Genomic DNA, 20,250 nt, shown 5'->3' with positions numbered 1-20,250 from the left:
ATCAACGAACCACCGAGCAGAAAGCCACGAGTTAAAGATCTGCACGCCCTAAGAGGTCCTAACAGAAGCTGTTGATCATGTGACTGTCGGTCTGGTTGCTCGTTGGTGTTGTCGTGGGAAAGAGGGAGTCGCGTCCGTGGATCGTCTCGGACGAACTGTGGTCGCTGGTCGAGCCATTGCTGCCTCAGCCGGGCCCGAAGCTGGTGGAGGGCCGGCCGCGGGTCCCGGACCGGCAGGCGTTGTGCGGGATCCTGTTCGTGCTGCACACCGGCATTCAGTGGGAGTACCTGCCCCAGGAGTTGGGCTTCGGCTCGGGCATGACGTGCTGGCGGCGCCTGGCCGCATGGAACGAGGCCGGTGTGTGGGACGAGTTGCACCTGGTGCTGCTGAAGAAGCTGCGGGGCGGCGAAGAAGTTGGAATGGTCGCGGGCGGTGATCGACTCCTCGCACGTGCGGGCCGCTCGGCGCGGCCCAAAAGCGGGCCCAGCCCGGTCGACCGCGCACGGCCGGGCAGTAAGCACCATGTCCTCACCGACGGCCAGGGCATCCCGCTCGCGGTGTCGCTGACCGGCGGGAACCGCAACGACGTCACGCAGTTGCTGCCTCTGCTGGACAAGGTTCCGGCCGTGGCCGGCGTGGTCGGCCGGCCCAGACACCGGCCCGACGCGCTCCTGGCCGACCGCGGCTACGACCACGACAAGTACCGCCGCCTGCTCTGGGCCCGCGGCATCCGCCCGGTCATCGCCGAACGAGGCCAACCACACGGCTCCGGCCTGGGCATCTTCCGCTATGTCGTCGAGAGAACGATCGCCTGGCTGCACGGCTTCCGCCGCCTACGGATCCGCTGGGAACGACGCGACGACATCCACGAAGCCTTCCTCGGCCTCGCGACCTGCCTCATCACCCACCGGCATGTACAGCGCCTTTGTTAGGACCTCTAAGCAGGGCCGGCCACGATCGACGCCGGATCGTGGACCCGAATGCCCGGGGGAAGCGGTCGGGCCCGCAACCAACCGGAGCGAAGAGTAGTGCCGAGGACCTCCAAAGAATCCCCCAACAGCGCGCGCAGGTCAGGGTTTCCGGTGACGTCCTCGACCGGGTCCGAGACCAGGCGGGGCAGGCTGGGCCGCCGGCCCGTTCTCTGGGGCAGGCGCCGGTTCATGGCCGAGGAACTCTCGGGCTGCGTCCGCGTTCGGGGCGACGCCGACCGTCACCCATGTCTGCCCGTCCCACTCCAGCAGGGCGCGCGGAGCGTTCGGTGTGACGTGGGAGGCGCGGGCTCCGTCGGCGAGGGGGACGGCGCGGCGTGTGCCGGTGATCTGCCGTTCCGCAGCCCGGCGTCGGTCGCGTCGGGCTGCCCATTCGTGCAAGGGCTCGTCTTCCGCCATCGTCCGCGCCTCCTGGTGTGCGTTGCCGTCAGACCCTAGGGCCTGTATCGGAAGTACGCGGGGCACCCCGGATCTGGGGTCTCACGTGGCGGTGACATCCTTGGTCAGTGTTCTCATCCGATCATGTGGGCGCTGTGTTCTTCGATGTCGACGGCACCCTCGTCCCAGGCACGAGTTCGTCAGTCTTTCTGGCTGGCTTCCTTGGCCATCGGGACGAGTTGGCCAAGGCCGAGGACGCCTACGCCTCCGGTGACCTGGACAATCGACAAGTCTCCGAGCTGGATGCCAAGGGCTGGGCGGGTGTGTCCGAAGAACAAGTCTCTGGCTGGCTCGATGGGCTTCCCTTGGTCTCGGGCATCACGGAGACCGTGGGCTGGTGCCGGCGGAACGGACTGGTGCCCATGCTGGCAACTCTCGCCTGGTCGCCGGTCGGCAGTTACCTGACCGACCGCTTCGGCTTCCACGCGTTCAGCGGACCTCGGCTGGAGACCACCGACAGCCGGTTCACGGGCCGCGTCGCTTGCCACTTCGATGAGTACGACAAACGTGATTTCGCCCTCGCACAAGCCCGAGAGCTGGGGTTGGCTCCCCGCTCGTGTGGGGCCATCGGAGACAGCCGCTCCGACCTGCCCTTGTTCGCTTCCGTCGCGCTGAGCGTGGCATTCAATGCCTCGCCAGGGGCACGGGCGGCGGCGACCGTCATGGTGGATGGCGGCGACCTGCGAGGCGTGCTCCCCGCCTTGAGCCGCTTGGTCACAGCCACTCGTTGATGGCCGCGACGAGGACGGTCGCCTCGTAGCGGACCGCGAGCTTGTCGTACCTCGTGGCCACGGCTCGATGCCTTTTGAGGCGATTGATGCCGCACTCGACCGCGTGCCGGGCCTTGTAATCCTCCGGGTCGAACTTCGGCGGACGGCCGCCGCGGGAGCCGCGTTTCCTTCGGTTGCGGGCCTGGTCGGCCTTGTCCGGGATGGTGCAGCGAATGCCACGTCTGAGCAGGTAGGCACGATTCTGGCGGGAGGCGTACGCCTTGTCGGCGCGCACTCGCCTCGGCCGGGTGCGCGGTCTGCCGGGCCCCAGCCGGGGCACCCGGACGCGGCCCAGGACGACCTCGAACTGCGGGGAGTCCCCGCGCTGCCCGGCGGTGATCACGACAGACATGGGCTTCTGCCCCTGCTCGACGGCCAGGTGCAGCTTGGTGGTCAGGCCGCCGCGCGAGCGCCCGAGGCCGTGGTCGTCAGGCTCGGTGGCGACGCCGCCGGGCGGCTCCTTCTGCAGATCCCCCTTTTCCGCGCTCCGGCGGCATGCTGGTGGGCCCGGCACACGGTGGAGTCGATGTTGAGATCCCAGGTGATCAGGTCCTGCGCATCGGCCCTGGCCTGGAGTTCAGTGAAGATGCGCTGCCAGGTGCCGTTGCGCTGCCAGCGGCGGAACAAGTCGTACGCCCGCCCCCATGGCCCGTACTTCTCGGGCATGTCCCGCCACGGGATGCCCGTGCGAACCCGGAAGCGTATGCCGTCAATCAGCTGCCGCCTGGTCCATCTCGGTGGCCGCCCGGGCTTCTTGCCCTTCGGCAACAACAACTCCAGCACGGCCCATTGCTCGTCCGTCAGATCTCCCCGCGCCACGAAACAAGATCATCTCACGCTCAAGATCTACTTCCGATACAGGCCCTAGACCAGGTCACGGTCTGTCCGGCAGGTGTGACGGTGACCTCGCAGTGGTTGAGGCCGGGGGCGCCGTCGGCGCGCCACTGGGTCACGGTCTCCTCGATGTCGTCCCACAGGCGGGCGGGCCCGCCCTGGCGGACGGTCCAGGTATCGCCGTCCTGGGCGAGTGCGGCCCAGGCGCCGGCGTCCACGTCGACGAGGAGGTGTTCTGTGCGGCCGTCCCGGTTGAGGGTGAGGCGTTGGGCGCGGGAGGCTGCGAGCTGGGCGACGAAGCGGGTGTTCCAGTCGTCCAGGGCGTCCGCTGCGAGCGGGGTTGCGCGTTCCTCCCCGTCCTCGATGTCGGGCAGTAGGCCGAGCGGGGGCGGGAGCTGGGGGCGGGCGATCATGAAGGAGGTCTGCCCGTCGAGGAGTCGGCCTCGGGCGATGCCATCCTCGCCCACGGTGAGGCGGGCGAGTTCGGAGGAGTAGAGCCAGCCGGACAGGGTGGCGAGGATGATCCCGCCGGGCCGGGTCTGCTCCACCCACGTGTAGGGCAGATCTGTGACGCCGCACGTGGCAATGAGCCGGTCGTAGGGGGCGCCGTCGGGGTGACCCGCGAGCCCGTCGCCGACAACCAGGAGCGGCGCGTACCCGGCTTGTCCGAGGGCCGTGCGGGCGCGGGTGGAGACCTCCGGGTCGACCTCCATGGACGTCACGAAGTCGTCGCCGAGGCGGTGGCAGAGTAGGCCGGTGGAGTAGCCGGTGCCCGTGCCGATCTCCAGCACGCGGTGCCGCTCTTCGACCTGGAGGTCTTCGAGCATCCGGACGACGAGGCTGGGCAGGGTGCTCGATGAGGTGGGCTCGCGCAGGATCTCGCCGCGGATGTCGCGGGGGGCGATCGTCCCAGCGATCTGGGTGACGAGGGAGGCATCGTCGTAGCAGCGGCCCAGCCATCGGCGGTCGTCGGGGAGGACCGGCCGCCACGCGGTGGGGCCGGGGCTGTCGGCCGGTTCGAAGAAGCCGCCGCGCAGGAACTCGTGCCGGGGCACCGCTTCGACTGCCGCCCGCCACAGGCCGGTGCGAAGGTGGCCGCTTGCCTCCAGGCGCTCGGCGAGCGCGAGGCGGAGGGCCTTGTCGTCGTCGCTCACGTCGTGGTCTTCCTCTCCAACAGGTCTGCCAGGGCTGCGCACATGGGCAGACCCGTCTCAGGTTCCAGCCAGTACCACTGACCGGACGGGTTGCACTCCAGGAACCACCATTGCCCGTCTTCGGCCACGCAGAAGTCGAAAGCCCCGAAGACAAGCCCGAAGTGCTCCATGTAGTGGTGGAGGGCCGGCTCGATTCCCGCCGGTGGCTGAACGGGGGTGTAGGTCAGTCGGCCGTAGTCGGTGCGCCAGTCCAAGAGGTCGGAGTCGATACGGACGCAGAACGCTTGGGCACCGATGACGGTCACTCGTACGTCGGCTGTCTTCGGGATGCGCTTCTGGAACAGATGCGCCGTGCCCGCCACACGGTCGTCGATATCTGCGGCAGACACCTCGGCGATCTTGACGACGTTCGACACTCCATCGACTCGGTAAACGGGGTTGTGCAGTGGCTTGTAGATGACCGAGCCGTGCCGCTTGACGAAGGCCCGGGCGGCATCGGGGCTGGAGGTGATGAGCGTGGGCGGCACCGAAAAGCCGGCCTCTACTGCTGCGGCCAGCCCGGGCGGCTTGAACTCCGCGTCCCCGATGCGGTGCGGGTGATTGACGTAGAGGCAGCCGGGCAGTGCTGCCAGCACTCCACCGAGCCCGTACCGGGCCTGCGTGACGGCGAACCGCGCATCCTGATCGTTGAGGTGCGGGAAGGCGAATCCGGTCGGTCGGCGGTAGTACAGAGAGCGAACGGTGGCCAGGTCAGCAGTACGGGACGGGGTGAGGAGGCGGCCCTCGATGCCGTGCTGGGTGATCTCTGCCTCCACCAACAGTGATGCGGGGAAGTCCCCCGAGTCGAGCCGCACGACCGGGATGTCCCGGTCGTGCAGCTCGCGAATCACCACGTCGGCGGTGGGGTCGTTCAGGCTGGTGACGACCAACACCGGACGCGGGTCACTCACTGGTCGCTGTCGCTCCCCGTGTCGGTGTCCTGGGTGGATCCGTTGCCGTCTGGGCTGGTGCCCGTGGACGGGCTCGTGCCGGTGCTGGTGCCGTGACCGGGCATCTCCATGACCTGACCGGAGGCGTCGAAGAACACGGCGGTCTGGGTGTCCGGGTCGAGCCGGGCAGTGGCGTACCCGGGGGCCACCGTGGGGTAGGGCGCCATACGGGTCACGCCCCACGGAAGCTGGGTGATGATTCCCTGCGGGACCGCAGAACTCGTGGGCAGACGGTCGGAGTGGACGAACATGCGTCTCCTCTGTGTCGCAGTGGTGGAACCCGCCGGTGCGGCGGGCATTGGGTGACGCTGGGGCCGTTGGGGGATGTGGCCCCAGCGCCGTTTTCCGGCCCGCGCCGAATGCCGTTCGTCATACGGGCGGAGCTTGCGACCTGCCCGAGGCCCAGGGCAGGAGCTATGCGGCTGCGGACAGCTCCCGCATCAGCTCGTCGAGATCGACGAGCCGGAAGGAGCCCAGCCGTCTGACCAGTTGGGAGGCCAGCAACGTCGGGAGGTTGGCGTGCCCGTACGGCAGCGGTTCCTCCGGCTGCGCGACCACACGCACGCTATTCTCGCCGTAGCCGTACAAGGTGCCGTGCACCCCATACATGGGCGCGCTCTGCGCCAGGTAGACCGTGGACCGGCCGTCGGAGGTACGGGCACAGGCGAGCCGCGGGGACGACGTGCCTGCGGCACAGCGGCGGCTGCGCGGTGAGGACCGACGCCTCATCGGGCCGGTGGTCATCGGGCCCCGCGAGGAAGACGAAGCCCAGAGGCGTTCGCGCGGGCATCACGCACACCTGGCAGAACATCCCCTGCATCGTCTCCCGCTGCCGCGCGGGGTGCATGAGCCTCCACCGGGGTTGGCCCGTGGGCATCTTGTGCTCGTCCCGGCGGGTCTGCGAGCACCGCGACCACAGCACACCCCGCACGTCGCGGTCTTCGGGCACCTCATCCAGGTAGCGCAGCCGGGGCCGGTTATTGGGCCACTCACGGATGATGCTCAGGGTGTCCGGGGCGCCCTCTTCCCCCTCTCTGAGGGGGACGTAGGGCACCAGGCCCGGTTCGCTCGAGGTTCGCCCGGGGGGCTTCTTCTTTCCGCTCTGTGTCGTGCCGGGATGTACGGGCGTCACTCCGCCTCCTTGAGGCATTGGTTCTCCACTAATCGCTCAAGGAGCTCGTTGACGGTCCAGGCCAGACGGCGGACGTGCCCGACGGCTTGCCAGTGCCCTCCGGGCAGTTCCTCGCTACGGATGGTTCGGCCGTCCGTAACAAGCTCAGCGACCTTCTGGTCCTGCGCGTCCACCTTCGACGTGACCGCGAGGTTCACGAGCCGCATGAGGTGACCTCGCAGCCGGAGCACGATGTCCTCGATCTCTTCGTCGTTCGGCGTGTAGTCGTCCAGTACCACCGCGAGGTCATCGAGCAGGGAGCCGTCTACATACGGCTGCCACCGTTGAACCCTCTGAAGGACCCACCGGAGCCGCTCCGGATCGAACGGCTGATCCGCCTGCCTCACGGGGTGGTCCCAGCTCGGGACGGTGGTCGGGGTGAGGTTCCTCCCTTACCGGGAGGTTGAGGCGGGCCCAGGTGGTCGCGCCAGCGTCACTGGTTCCCCAGGTTCCGCCGTTCGCCTGCACCAGGTTCTCGACCAGCGCGAGTCCTCGCCCGGCCTCTGCGTCGTCGTCTGCGGGCTTGGGCTCGGCGCAACCCGGCATGCCGTCGCCCACGGCAATGCGCAGGGATTCGTTCTCAACGGTGATGTTCAGGCTGATCTGCGTGGTGCCGCTGTGCAGGAGCGCGTTCGTGAGCAGCTCCGAGACGATCAGCATCACGTCGTCGTGCAGCGCCTCAAGGCCGCAGTAGCGGAGCCGGGCGGCCGCGATCCGGCGCATGATTCCCACGCGGCATGCGTCCTCCGCGTGGGGCGGGTCGTCGCCATGGCGGGAGGCGACACGGATGCGCTCGTTCAGCACGTCGCCGCCGCGGTTGGGGGCCGTGCGAAGCGCGCGTACGGCTGTCGTCGTCATCACGTCCTCTGGGGGGAGGGTGGGGCCGGCCGGACAGCATGCGCAGGTCTCCACTCCGGGTGGGTAGAGGTCTCGTCCTGCGTAGTGACTGCTCTGGTCATGGTGGCCCTCGGCGTCTGCGGTGGGGGCGATACCCCGCCCGCCTCCCACGGGCAAACGAGGAGCGCGCGGGGCCGTACACAACAGCTAACCCACCGTCACCGCCCGTTGGGCATGACGAAGTTGTCTGGGCCTCCCACCTCACAACTGACGAATTGACTCGCCCTTTACTGTCGGTGGCGGTCCCTGCCTTCTACCGTGGGTTGGTGGCGGAGACCCGGAACGAAGACTTAGCCGCATGGATGTCGGATCACGGCATGTCGGCCGCAGAGCTGACCGATGCCGTCAACGACGCCATCCTCAAACTCACGGGCAAGACAGGCGCCACGTCGGAACGGACCGTGTTCCGGTGGCTGTCCGGCGAGAACCAATGGCCGCAGCAACGCCAGCGCATCGCATTGGAGATCGTCACCGGCCGCACCATCACGGACTTAGGGTTCGTGCCGCGGGGGAAACGCAAGACCGTCCCACCGCCCCCACCAGCACTACCGGAGGACCCTTCCGTGCACCGCCGCCGATTCGTCGGGGCGGCCACCGGCACCGCCGCCGTCGCCGTACCCCTCGTCAGCTCAGGCTTCCGCCCCTCCCACGTCGGCACCTCCGACGTCATCCGGCTCCGTGTCCACGTCGAAAACCTCGTGGAACTGGACGCGGAACGCGGCGGACACACCGCCCTCGAACGGGCCGCCCTCGCGGGAGCCTCCGAAGCCCTCGGCCTGCAGAAGCGGTCCACCACTCAACGCGTCCGGCAGCGCCTGTTCGCCGTCGCCTCGGACTTCACCGCAACCGCCGCATGGTCTGTGATCGACGCCGGGCAACTCGACGACGCCGGCCGCCATCTCGACCGCGCGCTGACCCTTGCAGGCATGGCCCAGGACTCCGAAATGACCATGCAGGTGTGGAACTTGCGGGCCATGCTCGCCCGGCAGCGCGGAGAGTACGCCGAAGCGGTCGCCGCCGCCCAGGCCGCCCAGACGACAACCGCGGTCCGCCGTAGCCCCATGCACGCTTCTCTCGCTCACGCCCGGACCGCTATCGGTCTCGCTCACTCCGGGGACCACCGCGCGGCACTGCGCTCCATCGGCCGCGCCGAGACCGCAATCACCAAGGCCGACATGACGGCCCCGCTGCCTATCTGGATGGCCTTCTACGGACCCGCAGAGCTGCACTCGATCACCGCAATCGTGCGGGATGTCGTCGGGCACCCTGCCGAAGCTGAGGCCGCCTCCTACAGGGCCCTCGCCGCTCTGCCCGAGACATACCGCCGCAACCGCGCGAACGCCACCGTGCGTCTCGCCCTCGCCCAGCTCCATCAAGGCGACGTCGAGCAGGCAGTCACTACCAGCGGCAACGTCTTCGAGATCATGGCCGGTGACCCGATCCCCGGTCGCATGCGTCAAGCCCTCGGTGACTTCCAGCGCGATCTGATCACCCTGGCTCCCTCCGCGCACATCGCGCACGAGTGGATCGACCGCTACCGGACCGAATGGAGTACTCCTTGACCACGGCAACCGTCGAACTCCGCCACTACGGGCACGACGACCTGCCGCAGATCCGACAGACCCTGTTGGATGTGCACGCGGACGCGTACGCGGACGAGATGGAAGACGAGTTCAACCAGCGGTTCCCCTGGTTCGTTGACCACTGGGGCTCACACCCCGAGTTCTCCTGCGTAGTCGGCTATGACGAAGGCGAACCGGTCGGCTTCGCCTACGGCGCCCCAGCCAGCCCAGGCCGTGAGTGGTGGCGTGAGCACATGAGTCCGGCGCCGGCCAATGACTCGACGTTCTCCGTGTCTGAGCTGATGGTGCGCCCGAAGTGGCGTAAGACCGGCACAGCCGAGCGGCTACACACGGCCCTACTGGAGAGCCGGCCGGAGGCCCTCGCCGTCCTCCTGGTCGACCCAGCCCACCCCAAGGTGCAGGACCTCTACGAGACTTGGGACTACCGGAAGGTCGGAAACCGCCAACCCTTCCCGGACTCCCCGAACTTCGCTGTCATGGTCCGAGAACTCCGCTGACCGACACCACCACGACGGCCCGCCTGCGCCGAGGCGGGCCGTCTCCGTACCGGGCGGAGAGTTCGGTAGCTCCTCAACCAGACGACCGGGCCCAACCTCACGTGTCCGCCGCACCCGGTTCCGACGCTACCCCGCCCCCGCCCGCACGCAGCAGGTCACCCCGACTTGACCCCGTGCTTCCACACGACCAGCATGCACAGCAGCGGGGAAGGCCGCCTCTGTCGACGCCCCAGGCGTCTGACCTAAAGAATCATGTCCCTCGAGGACTCGTGAGGGACCTTCCCCGCCCCACTCCCACGTCTTGACAGACCTGTGAGTCTTCATCTGGCTGGTCCGGGACCGGCTGGCAGGGTTGACGTCGGTCGCCTCACCTTCGGCGGCAACATCATCGAAACCGGAACCGACTCCTACCGCCTCGCTCAGACCCGAGCCAGGGCCCAACAGACTGCTGACTGACGACAGCAGGCCCTTCCTCGACAGGTGCCGCGGGCCGACCGATCGCCACCATCACGACACCGGGGAAGCCGCTACTGGGAGGGACCGAACACCCTGGACACGCAACGGTCTGAGGTTCCCGAAGGCTTGCGGTGAAACCACATCCGGGGCAGGGAGCACACCGGCATCATCGATCCTCGCGATGAAGTCGACATCGGCCCAGCCACCGCGGAACAGCACCACACAAAGCTCGGCCTCTGCCAGCCCCGTGATACGGACGCCGATTGAATCGGGGTCCTCCACTCGCGAACGGTCCGTCTCAAACTGCTGAGGCCAAGAAGCTGCTTCGTCACGCCAACTGATAGGCCCGACAACCAATCCTGCGGACTCCCACCCACGTCGACGCTCTGCCATTTCGACGACCGCTTGATCAAGATCGATGACTCTCTTCACGGTCCGATCATCGATCACGCAGGCGCTGAGGTCCATCGTTTACGGCTCGACCAGACACCGGACCTTACGGCCCCACCCGCGATTGATCGCGGATGCTGTGCCCCGAGGGCCAGGGCTAGGCTCTTGGCTGATCACGGTTACCGACGAGGGGGTTCTGAGGTATGAGCGGGAGAGTGACGGCGGTCAGCAGCAACGGGGAGTACTCGTTCACCAAGCCGAACCGGGACAGCGTCAGATTGCTCGCCGGGCTCGGTGTGGAGGGGGACGTTCACGCCGGTGTGACGGTCAAGCACCGCTCGCGCGTCGCGCAGGATCCCACCCAGCCGAATCTGCGCCAGGTCCACCTCATACATGAAGAGCTCTTCACCGCGGTCGGTGAAGAAGGGTTCAAGGTGGCGCCCGGCGAACTCGGCGAGAACATCACCACGCGCGGCATCGATCTGCTCGGGCTGCCGGTCGGCACACTGCTGCGCATCGGCGACTCCGTGGTCCTGGAAGTCACCGGCCTGCGCAATCCCTGCCTGCAGATCGACAACTTCCAGGACGGGCTGCTGAAGCAGGTCGTCGGCCGCGACGAGGCGGGGAACATCGTGCGCAAAGCCGGAATCATGAGCATCGTGAGGGAAGGCGGCGTGGTGCGCCCTGGCGACACGATCGAAATGGAACTTCCCAGCGGTCCGCACCGACCCTTGGACCGGGTCTGACCAGCCTTCGGGCAGGCCGTGACATGACGACGGCCGCGCGGGTTCTTGAGGTGTGAAGATCAAGCAGGCCCGCGCGGCCATGGCCCATGCTGCCTTCTGCGGCGTCGCGCGCCAACATCTCAGCGAGTTGATCGAAGAGCTCGCGCCACGCTGGGAAGCGCGCTGCGAGTCCGCGCGGCACAAGCGGCGCCGGGGAGCGCGCCGACGGCAGGCCGGGGCCGGGCCGAGGTACGAACTCGTCTTCACCGATCGGCTGCTGGCTACCCTGGTTCACCTGCGCACCGGCCTCACCCACGAGGCTCTCGGCGTGATCTACGAGGTGGGCTCCTCCACCATCGGCCGCGCCATCAGCGAGATCCGCCCGCTCCTGGCGGAGCGTGGATTCGCCATCCCCGACCGGCCCGGCCTGCGACTGCACACCTTGGAGGACGTGTTCGCCTATGCCGCCGCCGAGAACGTCATCCTGCGCATCGACGGCACCGAGACCCAGGTCCGGCGCCCCAGGGCCAACCGGCCCGGCAGGCGGGCCTTCGTCTCCGGCAAGCGCAGGCAGAACACCATCAAGACCACCACGATCAGCGATCACCAGGGTCGCACCCTGTGGTCCAGCGCGATGCGTCCCGGCCGGATACACGACCAGACCTGTGTGCGCACCGAGGGCATCGCCGAGCAGTTCCGCCTCCGGCCCAGCGTGAAAGCCGAGGTCGACGAGGGTTACCGGGGACTGGCCAACGACTCCGCGAGCCAGCTCCCGACGGCTCGGTCCAGCGCGTCGCCGTCGATGCGGACCAGCAGCCGGCGGACCGTGGTCTCGGCGGGCAAGACCCTCCTGGGCAGAAGCGGATCAGGGCGGGGCGCCGACCTGTTCCAGCACATACTCTGGGGCGTCGGTGATCCACTCGCCGACCGCCAGCAGCGATGTCGCCCCAGCCAGCACCGCGCACGCGGTGAGTGCGAGCACGACGGTCAGGCGGTGGCGCACCCCGCGTGGATCACGCGGGTCCGGCACCTCGGCCAGCCGCTCCAGCAGGCCCGGGACCTCCTCGGGTCCGACCTGCGGATTCTCGCGCAGTTGGTCAAGGGCAGGAGGGATCAGAGATGGGTGCAGATCTAATGAGGGCGCTGTCGATCAGGTAGGTATGACCTGGTCGCGGTAGCGCGTCTGGTGGTTGCGGGTGAATTCCTGCTGCTGGTGCCAGGTCCAGTAGGCGTCGAAGTCGCCGTTGGCGCGGACGGCGCGCAGCTTGAGTACGGCTTCAGCTCCGGACAGGCCCCAGCGGGCGCCGGTGATGTCCAGGCGGTCTTTGACCAGGTGCCGGCATGCTCCCTCGATGATTCCGGTGGCGATCGGCCAGCCGCGTTCAAGGGCGGTGTCGTAGTGCAGGTGTTCGGCCTTGCCGGTCAGGTAGTTCACGGCCTCGTCGATGCCTTTGCGCTGGGCGCCACGCAGTCCGGCGGTGCGGGCGGCTTCCTCGATGGCGGCGGCGGTCTGCTGCACGCCGCCGGCCAGGAGGGTGCGGGCGTGGCGGGCGACCCAGGTCTCGGCGGAGGCGTCGCCGTTGTCGTGCAGGCACCAGGCTGCTCGCCACAGATATTCGAGCACGTGGATCAGGTCGACGATGATGTGGACGTCCACGCCGCGCTGTAGTGCTTCGGCCTTGATGAGGTCGATCTGATGGCGGGCCCCGTCGACCAGGACGACCCAGCAACGGCGGTGGCCGGGGTCGCGGTGCTCTGCCTGGTCGAACACGGCGGACACCACCTGCGCGGCGGTGTCGGTCACCGAGCCGCACAACCACTTCGACCGGGCCTTCGGCCCCTGGCGGCGCTCGGGCGTCGCGCCGTGGGCGGCGTCGTCCTGCCGGTCGGGGTCGGCGAAGATGTCGTCCACCGTGCGCGGCGCGGGCTCGGCATCGTAGACGGCTCCCAGGGTGGCCATCCGTTTCCTGCCGTGCTTCTCCCCGGACGCCAGCCGGGTCTTCATCGCGTTGCCGCCCTTGGCGGCCGCAGCCTTCGCGGTGTCCTCACGCAGTGCTTCGGGTCTTATCACCACGCCCTTGCCGTCGACCGACAAGATCAGCGGCGTGGTGCCGGTGCAGGGAGCCGGCACGAGGGCGTCGTAGAACGCGTCGATGTCGACTGCGGCGCCGACGGCGAGTTCCTGGACCTGCCGGTGCCCGATTCCGGAGCCGGTGACGGCGTTGATCCGCTCGCAGGCATCGGCGAAGCTGCCGCGGGCGGACTCGATCGCGGCGAGCCTGGCCAGCCCGTGCGAGTGCAGTGCGTCCGGAAGGTTCAGCACCGCGTCAGCCGGGTGCAGGTCCGCCACCCTGGTGCCGCGGTAGGCGATCCGGACCACGGTGACCTTGCCGAACACCGTGGCCAGCATCCGGCGCCGGCCCCGCTCGATCCGGGAGCGCCCGGCACCGGCAGCGTCCACGACGTCCTCACGGCGCACCTCGTCCCTGGCCCGCAGGGTCAGGTGGTCCTGGAACAACTGCCGGGTGACCTCGCGCATCCGCGCACCCAGCAGGTCCTCCAACCGCGCGTGCGTCATCACCGCAGCTTCCGGAGCCGCCAGCTCCGCACACGCCGCGGCGAACAGACCCGCCGAGGCGGCGAAAGCGTCCTCACACTCCGCGAGCGCACCATCGGACGGCCTCACCACGCTCACCACCCCTGCTTTCGGCCGTCGACCTTGAACAGCCCGGACGAAGGCTCGGCCAGGATTCCGCGCTCCACCAGCCGCTTCAGCTTCGAGCGCATCCCCTCGACGTGCCGCGGCTCGGTCCCCAGACCCAGTTGCCGACAGACCTCTTTGCAGCGCATCGCCGCTCCCGAGGTCGCGAACAAGGCGATGATCTCCCGGTACTCCGGCGACATCACCGTCACATCCAGCTCCGACTCGGCCTTCAACAGCGCCACGGCGACCCCGCCGTCACGCCCACCCGCGCCGTCCGAGCCCGGCACCGGCGAAGACGGCGCGGCCAACACCTCCTCCACCGTCTCCCGCGCGATCTGCAACCGCGCCAGCCGTTCCTCGGCCCCAGACAACTCCTCGGACAGACCAGCGATCTGCTCACGCAGCCGCTCGGCATGGCCCAGTACCTCAGCTCGCCTGGCCTCCAACGCCTCCATCAACGACGGCACACCACACCCACCCTCGCTCAGCACCCGCACGCCTCACGGCGGGCTCGACCCCGGCGACGGTAGAAGTCAGCACGACCGACCACATCCCGAACCTCTGCGAATCACCCCAACGAGGCACCCTCAGAAGATCTACACCCATCAGAGATGATGCGTCGGCAGGCACGGTCTTCCACTTGGATCACGGGGCGTAGTGAACTCTATGATCTTGGAAGCCGTGCCTGCCATTACGAGAGGGCCGCTGAGCTGGCAGATCGCCACGAACCTGGCGTCACGCGACTACGCCGAAGCACTGAGGTCCAAGCCCTCACGTCGAACGCTTCGGCGCAGTTGCGGATCACGAACCAGGCATCGTGCAATTACGCAGAAACCTTGCTACAAGCCGGTGCGCAATTCACTGGAACCCTGCGAGTAATTTCAGTGGCGGATCTTCGTGCGGTCCTCTTCGATGAAGCTTGTCGTGCGGGTCTCCGTCCTGATTTGATTTGACTCGCCCGAACCGACCGGCGGCAGGTTCACCGTAATGTTGCAGGTCTGGGTTTGCGTAGCGGTTGTGGTGGCTGCCCCGCCCGTAGCGGCCGCATCACCAGTTGTCGCGTCACCGCCGGTGGTAGTGACGGATTGGCTACACAGAGCGTCCGCTGGTACTTCGGCGACGGGGGCGGGCCTGCTGGTTTCTTCGATCCTGCTGAAGTACTTCTTGCGGTGATGCTTCGTGACATAGAGCGAATCGTCGGAGTGGCCGTCGTGGGACTCTCCGGCGTGCGCGGGGCGGGATTCGTGATTGTGCCCGGGGGGGAGATCCTCGGCATGGGCACTGCCCACGGCGGAGACACTCAGCGCGCCGATTGCTGCACTGAGTAGGGCGGTCTTCATGCCAAGTCGCATGGGAGCCTCCATGGAGTAGCTGCCAGGGTTTGTCCAGGGACCTCTGTCCAACGCGGCAGTGGCCATTTCGTTCTCCTATATTCACCCGCTTGCTTCACGCACTTGCGGGGCGACTTGGAGAAGAGGGTCCCCCAGGTGTCCGGGTGCGTACACACCCCCGGCTGTCTCGATCGTGCGCGTGATTGTGATTCCCCCCGAGATGCGGAGGATTAGTGGGTGAGAACCCAAGGCTTCAGCGTTCTCGTGTGGGCCCGGTTCCTGGCGGCTTATCAGCTCGGTGGCGCTCCGGAAGTCGACAGCCCAGTCCGCGACACCACCTTCGCCGAAGACGCCTCCCAGCTGTGGACCGGCAACACCCCCGCGCGATGGCCACCTGGCGCAACCTCGCCATCAAAGTCCTCCGCGCGGCCGGAGCGAAACATCGCGACCGACCTACGCCGCGACCCTCGCCGCTCCCTCGCACTCCCCGACCTCGAATGATCACGAACCGGACGTCATGCGACTACGCCGAAGCCCTGGGGCCTGCCGATCAATAACTCGTCGATCTTGATGGGGATTACGGGAGGGTGGGGTCGTGCCCGGCGATCGCGGCGAGTTGTTGTGCCGTGGTCACGGTGAGGGCGCCGGTCGGGATCTTGTGCCCGAGCGCGGTGAGCACGGGGGTGACCTCCTGGAGGGTCGCGCCGATTCTGCTCTTGGCCAGGCCGGTCGCCTCGGCGAGAACGGTGTTCGTCATGGACCAGCGCCGCTTGAGGAGGAAGACGACAAGCTGGTCGGAGACGGAGAGCCGTCTGCCGCCGGCGCCGGGGCCGCCGTCGGGGCGTTTCCCGGGCAGGAAGATCGGCGGGTGCTCGGCACGCCAGGCTCGGTAGCGGACGGCGAGATCGTCAAAGGCGGCGGGCTCGAGTCCGGTGAGGCTGGGGTGCCGCAGCCAGGCGGGGAGCTTGTCCCCGGTGGGAAAGCGCCCGAACTCGGTGCTGGGCGGGGGCGGTTCGGGAGCGAGTGGTTCGGGGCGCAACGTGTAGTTCCATGCGCCGTGCCACTCGTGCGGCGTCAGGGGCAGACGCTCCATGACGGTGTCGGGGACGGTGACGCCGGTGGGGTAGGCGCCGGGGTCGAGCTCGGCGTGGACGGACAGCCCGCTGCGTGTCGTGGTCGCTCCGATGGTGCTGACGACGACTTCGTGGCTGGTCAGGGGCCTGCCACGCCAGTTGATACTGATCTGCGAGAACAGCCGGTGCTCTATTTTGTTCCACTTCGATGTTCCCGGTGGAAAGTGACAGACAGTCACATCAAGGCCCGACTCATAGGCGAAATCGGCGAGTTCCTTCTTCCAGGCACGCACACGGTAGCCGTTGGAGCCTCCGGCATCGGCGGTGACCAGCAGGCGAGAAGCGTGCGGGTAGCGGCGGTGCCCCTCACCGTTCCACCAGCGGCGCAAAGTGGCCACCGCGAAGGCAGAGGTGTCCCCGTCGCAGCCCACCGACACCCAGCCGGTATCCGCGCCGATGTCGTAGATCCCGTACGGCACCGCTTTCTGGGCGCCCTTCTCGGGGAAGTCGTGCGCACGCACCTGCACCGGCTGCCCGGCGCGATGCCACTCGCGTCCGATGACCGCGTAGTTGCCCAGCGTCTCCTTCTTCTTGGCATCCACGCTGATGACCGGCTGCCCGTCGGCGAGGTACGCCGTGACCTGGTCGTTGATGTAGCGGAACTGGGCGTCCCGGTCCGGATGCCGGGCCCCCTCGGTGGTCCTCGAGGTGCCCTGCAGGGAGAAGCCCTCCGCCTTCAACAGCGTGGCCACCGTGTCCGAAGCGACCCGGTGCCCCTGGCGCGTCAGCTCGGCCGCCAGATTCCGGGTGGACTTCACCGTCCACAGCAGCGGAGATTCCGGGTCGCCGCGCTGGTCCGGCTCGACCAGCGCCAGCAACGCGGGCACCAGCCCCGGATCGGCCTCCCGCAAGGGCTTCCGCCCCGCGCCCGGTGCCCGCACCCGGCCAGCGGGCTCCTCCGCGTGCTCCAGCTCCCGCTTCCCGCGCGACACCGTGGACTCCGCCACCCCGGCCGCTCCGGCCACCATGCGGATCCCACCGTGGCCCAGAACGCGGGCCGCGGCGCCCAGCATCAGGCGCTGCTGGCGCTCATCGAGATGCGGCAGCAACAGCCCGAACGCATCCACCAACTCTGCCTTCGTCCCCTCCGACACCCCCGCATCCTACGACCCAACAGCCCACGAAAACCTAAGAGTTATTGATCGGCAGGCCCCAGGGTTTCGGCGTAGTTGTGTGACGCCCGCTTTTTGATCACGAGAGGCCGAGGAGTGCGAAGGGGCGGTGGGGGCGCGGGCGTTGCGGCGAAGACCAGCCTTCTTCGCTGCGGCTGCCCGGACAAACCGGCGAGTTGACCCAGCACGGCAGGCATGGGCGATGCTGACGCAGCAGGCACGGTCTTCCGTTGTGGTGATCAGCGAACTCGACACTCCATGATCACCGGGAGCCGTGCCTGTGCGCGTATCTGTCGATCCCTCACGAATCACCACTACGGCAGAGTTGGGGTTTCACTGTGCTCGGCCATCAATTTGCGTGACCAGTGGGTGGCGTTCTTCGGGATCTTCTCCAGCGTCGTGACCACGACCGCCTCCACCTGATCGACACTGATGGTGGGCGGCCGGCCCGGCCTCGGCTCGTCGGCCAGACCGTCCAGTCGCTGAACCAGGAAACGCCGCCGCCACTTGCGGACGGTGTCCGCGGTCACCCCAAGATCGCGGGCGACCGCGACGATCGGCGGTACTTCCGGCCCCGCGCACGCCAGCACAATCCGCGCCCGCAGGGCCAGGGCCTGGGCCGATGTCGCCCGACGCGTCCACCGCTCCAACTCCGCCCGCTCCTCAGCGGACAGCAGCAACGGCTCCAACTTCGGGCCCCGACGAGGAACTGACGCACCAGCAGCAGAAGACATACCACTTCTAACGATCAACTACTGGTGCAGGACACTAGCTCTTCGTTGCCGCGCAGATGGCGTCTTTGCGGGTCTCGCCCAGGACGGGCACGCTCACCAGGTCTTCGTCGGCCCCGCAATACAGGTTCTGGCTGCCGGTCTGCGCGGTGGCGGACTGCGGGCCCACCGCGGTGCCGCTCTCAGCCGTGGCCCTGCCGCGGTGGAAGCCGTCGTGAGACGCGAGTCCGCCGGAGCGGTCCACGGCCGTGCACGTGGTCCTTTTGTCGATGGTGCCGAGGACGTTGAGGGTGAGCATGTCGGCGGAGTTGCCGCAGTGGAGGTTTTGCTCGCCGCTTTGCGCCGTGGTGAACTGAGGGCCGAGAGCAGTCCCGCCGACCGCCGAGGCAGGGCCGGATCCATCTCCACGGCCGGGACCGGGGCCTCGCCCCCTGCCATCGGAGCGACCCAGGCCCTGTTCGGTGTCGCAGGTGGTCCTTTTGTCGATGGTGCCGAGGACGTTGAGGGTGAGCATGTCGGCGGAGTTGCCGCAGTGGAGGTTTTGTTCGCCGCTTTGCGCCGTGGTGAACTGAGGGCCGAGAGCAGTCCCGCCGACCGCAGATGTGCCGTTCCCGGTGAATTCCGTGCCGCCGTGGCCGGAACACGTTTCCCGCCGGGTGGTCCGCAGAACGTTGACGTTGATCAGGTCACGGGTATTGCCGCAGTCGAAGTTCTGGTCGCCTTCCTGAGCGGTGACGAACGCGCCGCCGCCGACTGCGTCATCAAGAGCGCTCGCGTGGGCATCTTCCCCACTCGTACCGAGAAGAGTGCTGACGGCCATCGCCAGCAGCGCTGTCCTGCCGATCACGCCCATTCGGTATCTCCGGTAGTTGGCCGACGAGCAGCACATCGCGACCCGGGAACCGGTCAACCGACACGGGACCAGCAGGTCACGGGCCGGGATATGCGATCACTCGAACAGCGCATCGCGCCGCCGACGATCGGACGGTCTCCTCAAGAGCGCACACATCGCAGGAAGTACGCATATGAGGGAATCCTCATGTGCGGGCCGTGCCCTGACTGAAGGTACAGCGTTGGAGATCCAAAGGCCCGAAGTTGTGAGCGTTCCGTAGGAGGATGCATGAGGACCAGCGCAGTACGCAGGGCCAGGGACGCCGCGCTCGCGGCCGTGGCATTCGCCGGGCTGCTGTCCACGGGCGTGAGCGCGGGAGCGGAAGAGCCCGACGGACCGGACGGCGGCGCGAAGGCCACCGGGGGATCCGGCGTGGCCGAGGTGTTCGATCAGAACACGGCGCTGGACGGCCGGCAGAACAACGCCTGCGGCTTCTTCTCGTCGTCCGCCGGTTCTCTGCTCGACGGCCAGTCCGAAGCGGGCTGCGAGACCGTTGACCAGTCTCACAGCGTCGATGCCTCGTCCACCGCCGACGGCGCCGAGGCCGTCGGCGGTGGCGATGCCGTGTACCAGCAGAACTTCGCCGAGGAGGGGCGGCAGAACAATATCTGCGGCAACACCAACAGCGCGCTGGACTCCCCCGGTGAGATGAAGGCGGACTGCGCGGCACGCGACACCTCGAAGAACAAGGGCACCGTCACCGACAACGGTGGCGCCGAGGCCACCGGCGGTGAGTCGTCCTTCTACCAGCAGAACCTGGCTCAGGAGGGCCGCCAGAACAACGCCTGCGGCAACACCAACGACACGACCGTCTCCGGTGAGACCGAGGCGGACTGTGTGGCACACGACAGCTCGAAGAACAAGGGCACCGTCACCGACAACGGTGGCGCCCAGGCCACCGGCGGCGACGGCGACGGCGTCTCCATCCTGAACGAGCAGAACCTGGCTCAGGAGGGCCGCCAGAACAACGCCTGCGGCAACACCAACAACAGTGGCGTCCCCGGCAGCACCGAGGCGGACTGCGCGGCACGCGACACCTCGAAGAACAAGGGCACCGTCACCCACAACGGCGGCGCCGAGGCCACCGGCGGCGACGGTTTGGGGGCGGCACAGCAGAACCTGGCTCAGGAGGGCCGCCAGAACAACGCCTGCGGCAACACCAACAACAGTGGCGTCCTCGGCAGCACCGAGGCGGACTGCGTGGCGCTCGACAGCTCGAAGAACAAGGGCACCGTCACCCACAACGGCGGCGCCGAGGCCACCGGCGGCGACAGCGCCGCCTCTTTGCTCCAGCAGAACATCGCTCAGGAGGGCCGCCAGAACAACGCCTGCGGCAACACCAGTGGCCTGAGTCTGGACTCGGGTCGGACGAACGTTCAGTGCAGTGCTGTCGACGAATCCACTGACGTCAAGAGCCGGCCCCACCACAAGTAGAGTGTGCGGTCGGGCGTTTC

General features: G+C 67.9%; 21 protein-coding genes and 2 pseudogenes. 8 read left to right on the top strand and 15 right to left on the bottom strand.

The annotated features are described in order from the left end of the window. The first annotated feature begins 113 nt into the window (after nucleotides 1-113). Entirely contained in the window at nucleotides 114-932 is an 819-nt protein-coding gene (locus tag OHU89_RS51510) for an IS5 family transposase (protein ID WP_405653873.1), read from the top strand. A 138-nt stretch (nucleotides 933-1,070) separates the two neighbouring features. Here OHU89_RS51510 and OHU89_RS51505 read toward each other — a convergent pair whose 3' ends face one another. Continuing rightward, nucleotides 1,071-1,388: a DUF6087 family protein gene (locus OHU89_RS51505; RefSeq protein ID WP_405653871.1), complete on the bottom strand. Its 318-nt coding sequence runs from the start codon at nucleotides 1,386-1,388 to the stop codon at nucleotides 1,071-1,073. Between the two features lie 107 nt (nucleotides 1,389-1,495). Here OHU89_RS51505 and OHU89_RS51500 point away from each other — a divergent pair, with 107 nt between their 5' ends. Continuing rightward, complete coding sequence (locus OHU89_RS51500) at nucleotides 1,496-2,158, top strand: HAD family hydrolase (RefSeq protein ID WP_405649168.1); 663 nt, start codon at nucleotides 1,496-1,498, stop codon at nucleotides 2,156-2,158. Here the strand turns inward: OHU89_RS51500 and OHU89_RS51495 are convergent. The 7 genes from OHU89_RS51495 to OHU89_RS51465 all read right to left on the bottom strand — a co-directional run bounded on the left by OHU89_RS51495 (nucleotide 2,142) and on the right by OHU89_RS51465 (nucleotide 7,203). After that, nucleotides 2,142-3,016 (bottom strand): IS5 family transposase gene (locus tag OHU89_RS51495; RefSeq protein ID WP_405649167.1). Its coding sequence is split into 2 segments (ribosomal slippage): nucleotides 2,142-2,639 and nucleotides 2,642-3,016, totalling 873 coding nucleotides; the frame shifts between segments, so codons are not numbered across the junction. The genes OHU89_RS51500 and OHU89_RS51495 overlap by 17 nt on opposite strands. Before the next feature lie 20 nt (nucleotides 3,017-3,036). Next, entirely contained in the window at nucleotides 3,037-4,185 is a 1,149-nt protein-coding gene (tgmC, locus tag OHU89_RS51490; RefSeq protein ID WP_405653869.1) for an ATP-grasp peptide maturase system methyltransferase, read from the bottom strand. Continuing rightward, nucleotides 4,182-5,135, bottom strand: coding sequence for an ATP-grasp ribosomal peptide maturase (gene tgmB, locus OHU89_RS51485; RefSeq protein ID WP_405653867.1), 954 nt, complete (start codon nucleotides 5,133-5,135; stop codon nucleotides 4,182-4,184). Before tgmB ends, tgmC begins: the two co-directional genes overlap by 4 nt. Next, nucleotides 5,132-5,425 (bottom strand): putative ATP-grasp-modified RiPP, encoded by a 294-nt coding sequence (gene tgmA / locus OHU89_RS51480; protein ID WP_405653865.1) that lies wholly within the window; start codon nucleotides 5,423-5,425, stop codon nucleotides 5,132-5,134. The genes tgmB and tgmA overlap by 4 nt, the downstream gene beginning before the upstream one ends. Nucleotides 5,426-5,588: 163 nt before the next feature. After that, on the bottom strand, nucleotides 5,589-5,903 hold the full coding sequence (locus tag OHU89_RS51475; protein ID WP_405653863.1) for a hypothetical protein: 315 nt from the start codon (nucleotides 5,901-5,903) through the stop codon (nucleotides 5,589-5,591). 399 nt (nucleotides 5,904-6,302) lie between these two features. Continuing rightward, the gene (locus OHU89_RS51470; protein WP_405653862.1) at nucleotides 6,303-6,584 is read right to left on the bottom strand and encodes a DUF6415 family natural product biosynthesis protein; all 282 of its coding nucleotides are present in this window, start codon (nucleotides 6,582-6,584) and stop codon (nucleotides 6,303-6,305) included. Nucleotides 6,585-6,591: 7 nt separating this feature from the next. After that, nucleotides 6,592-7,203: an ATP-binding protein gene (locus tag OHU89_RS51465; protein ID WP_405653861.1), complete on the bottom strand. Its 612-nt coding sequence runs from the start codon at nucleotides 7,201-7,203 to the stop codon at nucleotides 6,592-6,594. A gap of 356 nt (nucleotides 7,204-7,559) precedes the next feature. On the opposite strand from OHU89_RS51465, the gene OHU89_RS51460 reads away from it, so the two are divergent. The 5 genes and pseudogenes from OHU89_RS51460 to OHU89_RS51440 form a co-directional block, all read left to right on the top strand. Next, nucleotides 7,560-8,804 (top strand): hypothetical protein, encoded by a 1,245-nt coding sequence (locus OHU89_RS51460; protein WP_405653859.1) that lies wholly within the window; start codon nucleotides 7,560-7,562, stop codon nucleotides 8,802-8,804. Next, entirely contained in the window at nucleotides 8,789-9,322 is a 534-nt protein-coding gene (locus tag OHU89_RS51455; protein WP_405653857.1) for a GNAT family N-acetyltransferase, read from the top strand. The genes OHU89_RS51460 and OHU89_RS51455 overlap by 16 nt, the downstream gene beginning before the upstream one ends. Before the next feature lie 357 nt (nucleotides 9,323-9,679). After that, a pseudogene (locus OHU89_RS51450) lies at nucleotides 9,680-9,778 on the top strand (AAA family ATPase); the annotation flags it as partial. Nucleotides 9,779-10,371: 593 nt separating this feature from the next. Then, complete coding sequence (locus OHU89_RS51445) at nucleotides 10,372-10,914, top strand: MOSC domain-containing protein (protein ID WP_405653855.1); 543 nt, start codon at nucleotides 10,372-10,374, stop codon at nucleotides 10,912-10,914. Between the two features lie 79 nt (nucleotides 10,915-10,993). After that, nucleotides 10,994-11,626: pseudogene (locus tag OHU89_RS51440) on the top strand (transposase family protein); the annotation flags it as partial. A 132-nt stretch (nucleotides 11,627-11,758) separates the two neighbouring features. On the opposite strand, the gene OHU89_RS51435 reads toward OHU89_RS51440, so the two are convergent. The 7 genes from OHU89_RS51435 to OHU89_RS51405 all read right to left on the bottom strand — a co-directional run bounded on the left by OHU89_RS51435 (nucleotide 11,759) and on the right by OHU89_RS51405 (nucleotide 18,757). Then, entirely contained in the window at nucleotides 11,759-11,896 is a 138-nt protein-coding gene (locus OHU89_RS51435; protein WP_405655060.1) for a transposase family protein, read from the bottom strand. A gap of 147 nt (nucleotides 11,897-12,043) precedes the next feature. Further along, nucleotides 12,044-13,579 (bottom strand): ISKra4 family transposase, encoded by a 1,536-nt coding sequence (locus OHU89_RS51430; protein ID WP_405654216.1) that lies wholly within the window; start codon nucleotides 13,577-13,579, stop codon nucleotides 12,044-12,046. A 5-nt stretch (nucleotides 13,580-13,584) separates the two neighbouring features. Beyond that, complete coding sequence (locus OHU89_RS51425) at nucleotides 13,585-14,064, bottom strand: hypothetical protein (RefSeq protein ID WP_405638640.1); 480 nt, start codon at nucleotides 14,062-14,064, stop codon at nucleotides 13,585-13,587. A 414-nt stretch (nucleotides 14,065-14,478) separates the two neighbouring features. Then, complete coding sequence (locus OHU89_RS51420) at nucleotides 14,479-14,949, bottom strand: hypothetical protein (protein ID WP_405653853.1); 471 nt, start codon at nucleotides 14,947-14,949, stop codon at nucleotides 14,479-14,481. A gap of 556 nt (nucleotides 14,950-15,505) precedes the next feature. Continuing rightward, nucleotides 15,506-17,128: an ISAzo13 family transposase gene (locus OHU89_RS51415; RefSeq protein ID WP_405654237.1), complete on the bottom strand. Its 1,623-nt coding sequence runs from the start codon at nucleotides 17,126-17,128 to the stop codon at nucleotides 15,506-15,508. Nucleotides 17,129-17,487: 359 nt separating this feature from the next. Continuing rightward, a complete protein-coding gene (locus OHU89_RS51410) occupies nucleotides 17,488-17,853 on the bottom strand; it encodes a helix-turn-helix domain-containing protein (RefSeq protein WP_405653851.1) in 366 nt (121 codons plus the stop codon). Nucleotides 17,854-17,941: 88 nt separating this feature from the next. Further along, the gene (locus OHU89_RS51405; RefSeq protein ID WP_405653849.1) at nucleotides 17,942-18,757 is read right to left on the bottom strand and encodes a hypothetical protein; all 816 of its coding nucleotides are present in this window, start codon (nucleotides 18,755-18,757) and stop codon (nucleotides 17,942-17,944) included. A gap of 267 nt (nucleotides 18,758-19,024) precedes the next feature. On the opposite strand from OHU89_RS51405, the gene OHU89_RS51400 reads away from it, so the two are divergent. Further along, entirely contained in the window at nucleotides 19,025-20,230 is a 1,206-nt protein-coding gene (locus OHU89_RS51400; protein WP_405653847.1) for a hypothetical protein, read from the top strand. The last annotated feature ends 20 nt before the right edge of the window (nucleotides 20,231-20,250 follow it).

Origin of the sequence: Streptomyces sp. NBC_00019 (genome assembly GCF_045041015.1) — a bacterium.
Taxonomy (GTDB): Bacteria; Actinomycetota; Actinomycetes; order Streptomycetales; family Streptomycetaceae; genus Streptomyces.
The sequence above is the reverse complement of the archived record's forward strand: the minus strand, read 5'-3'. Positions and strand labels throughout refer to the sequence as shown.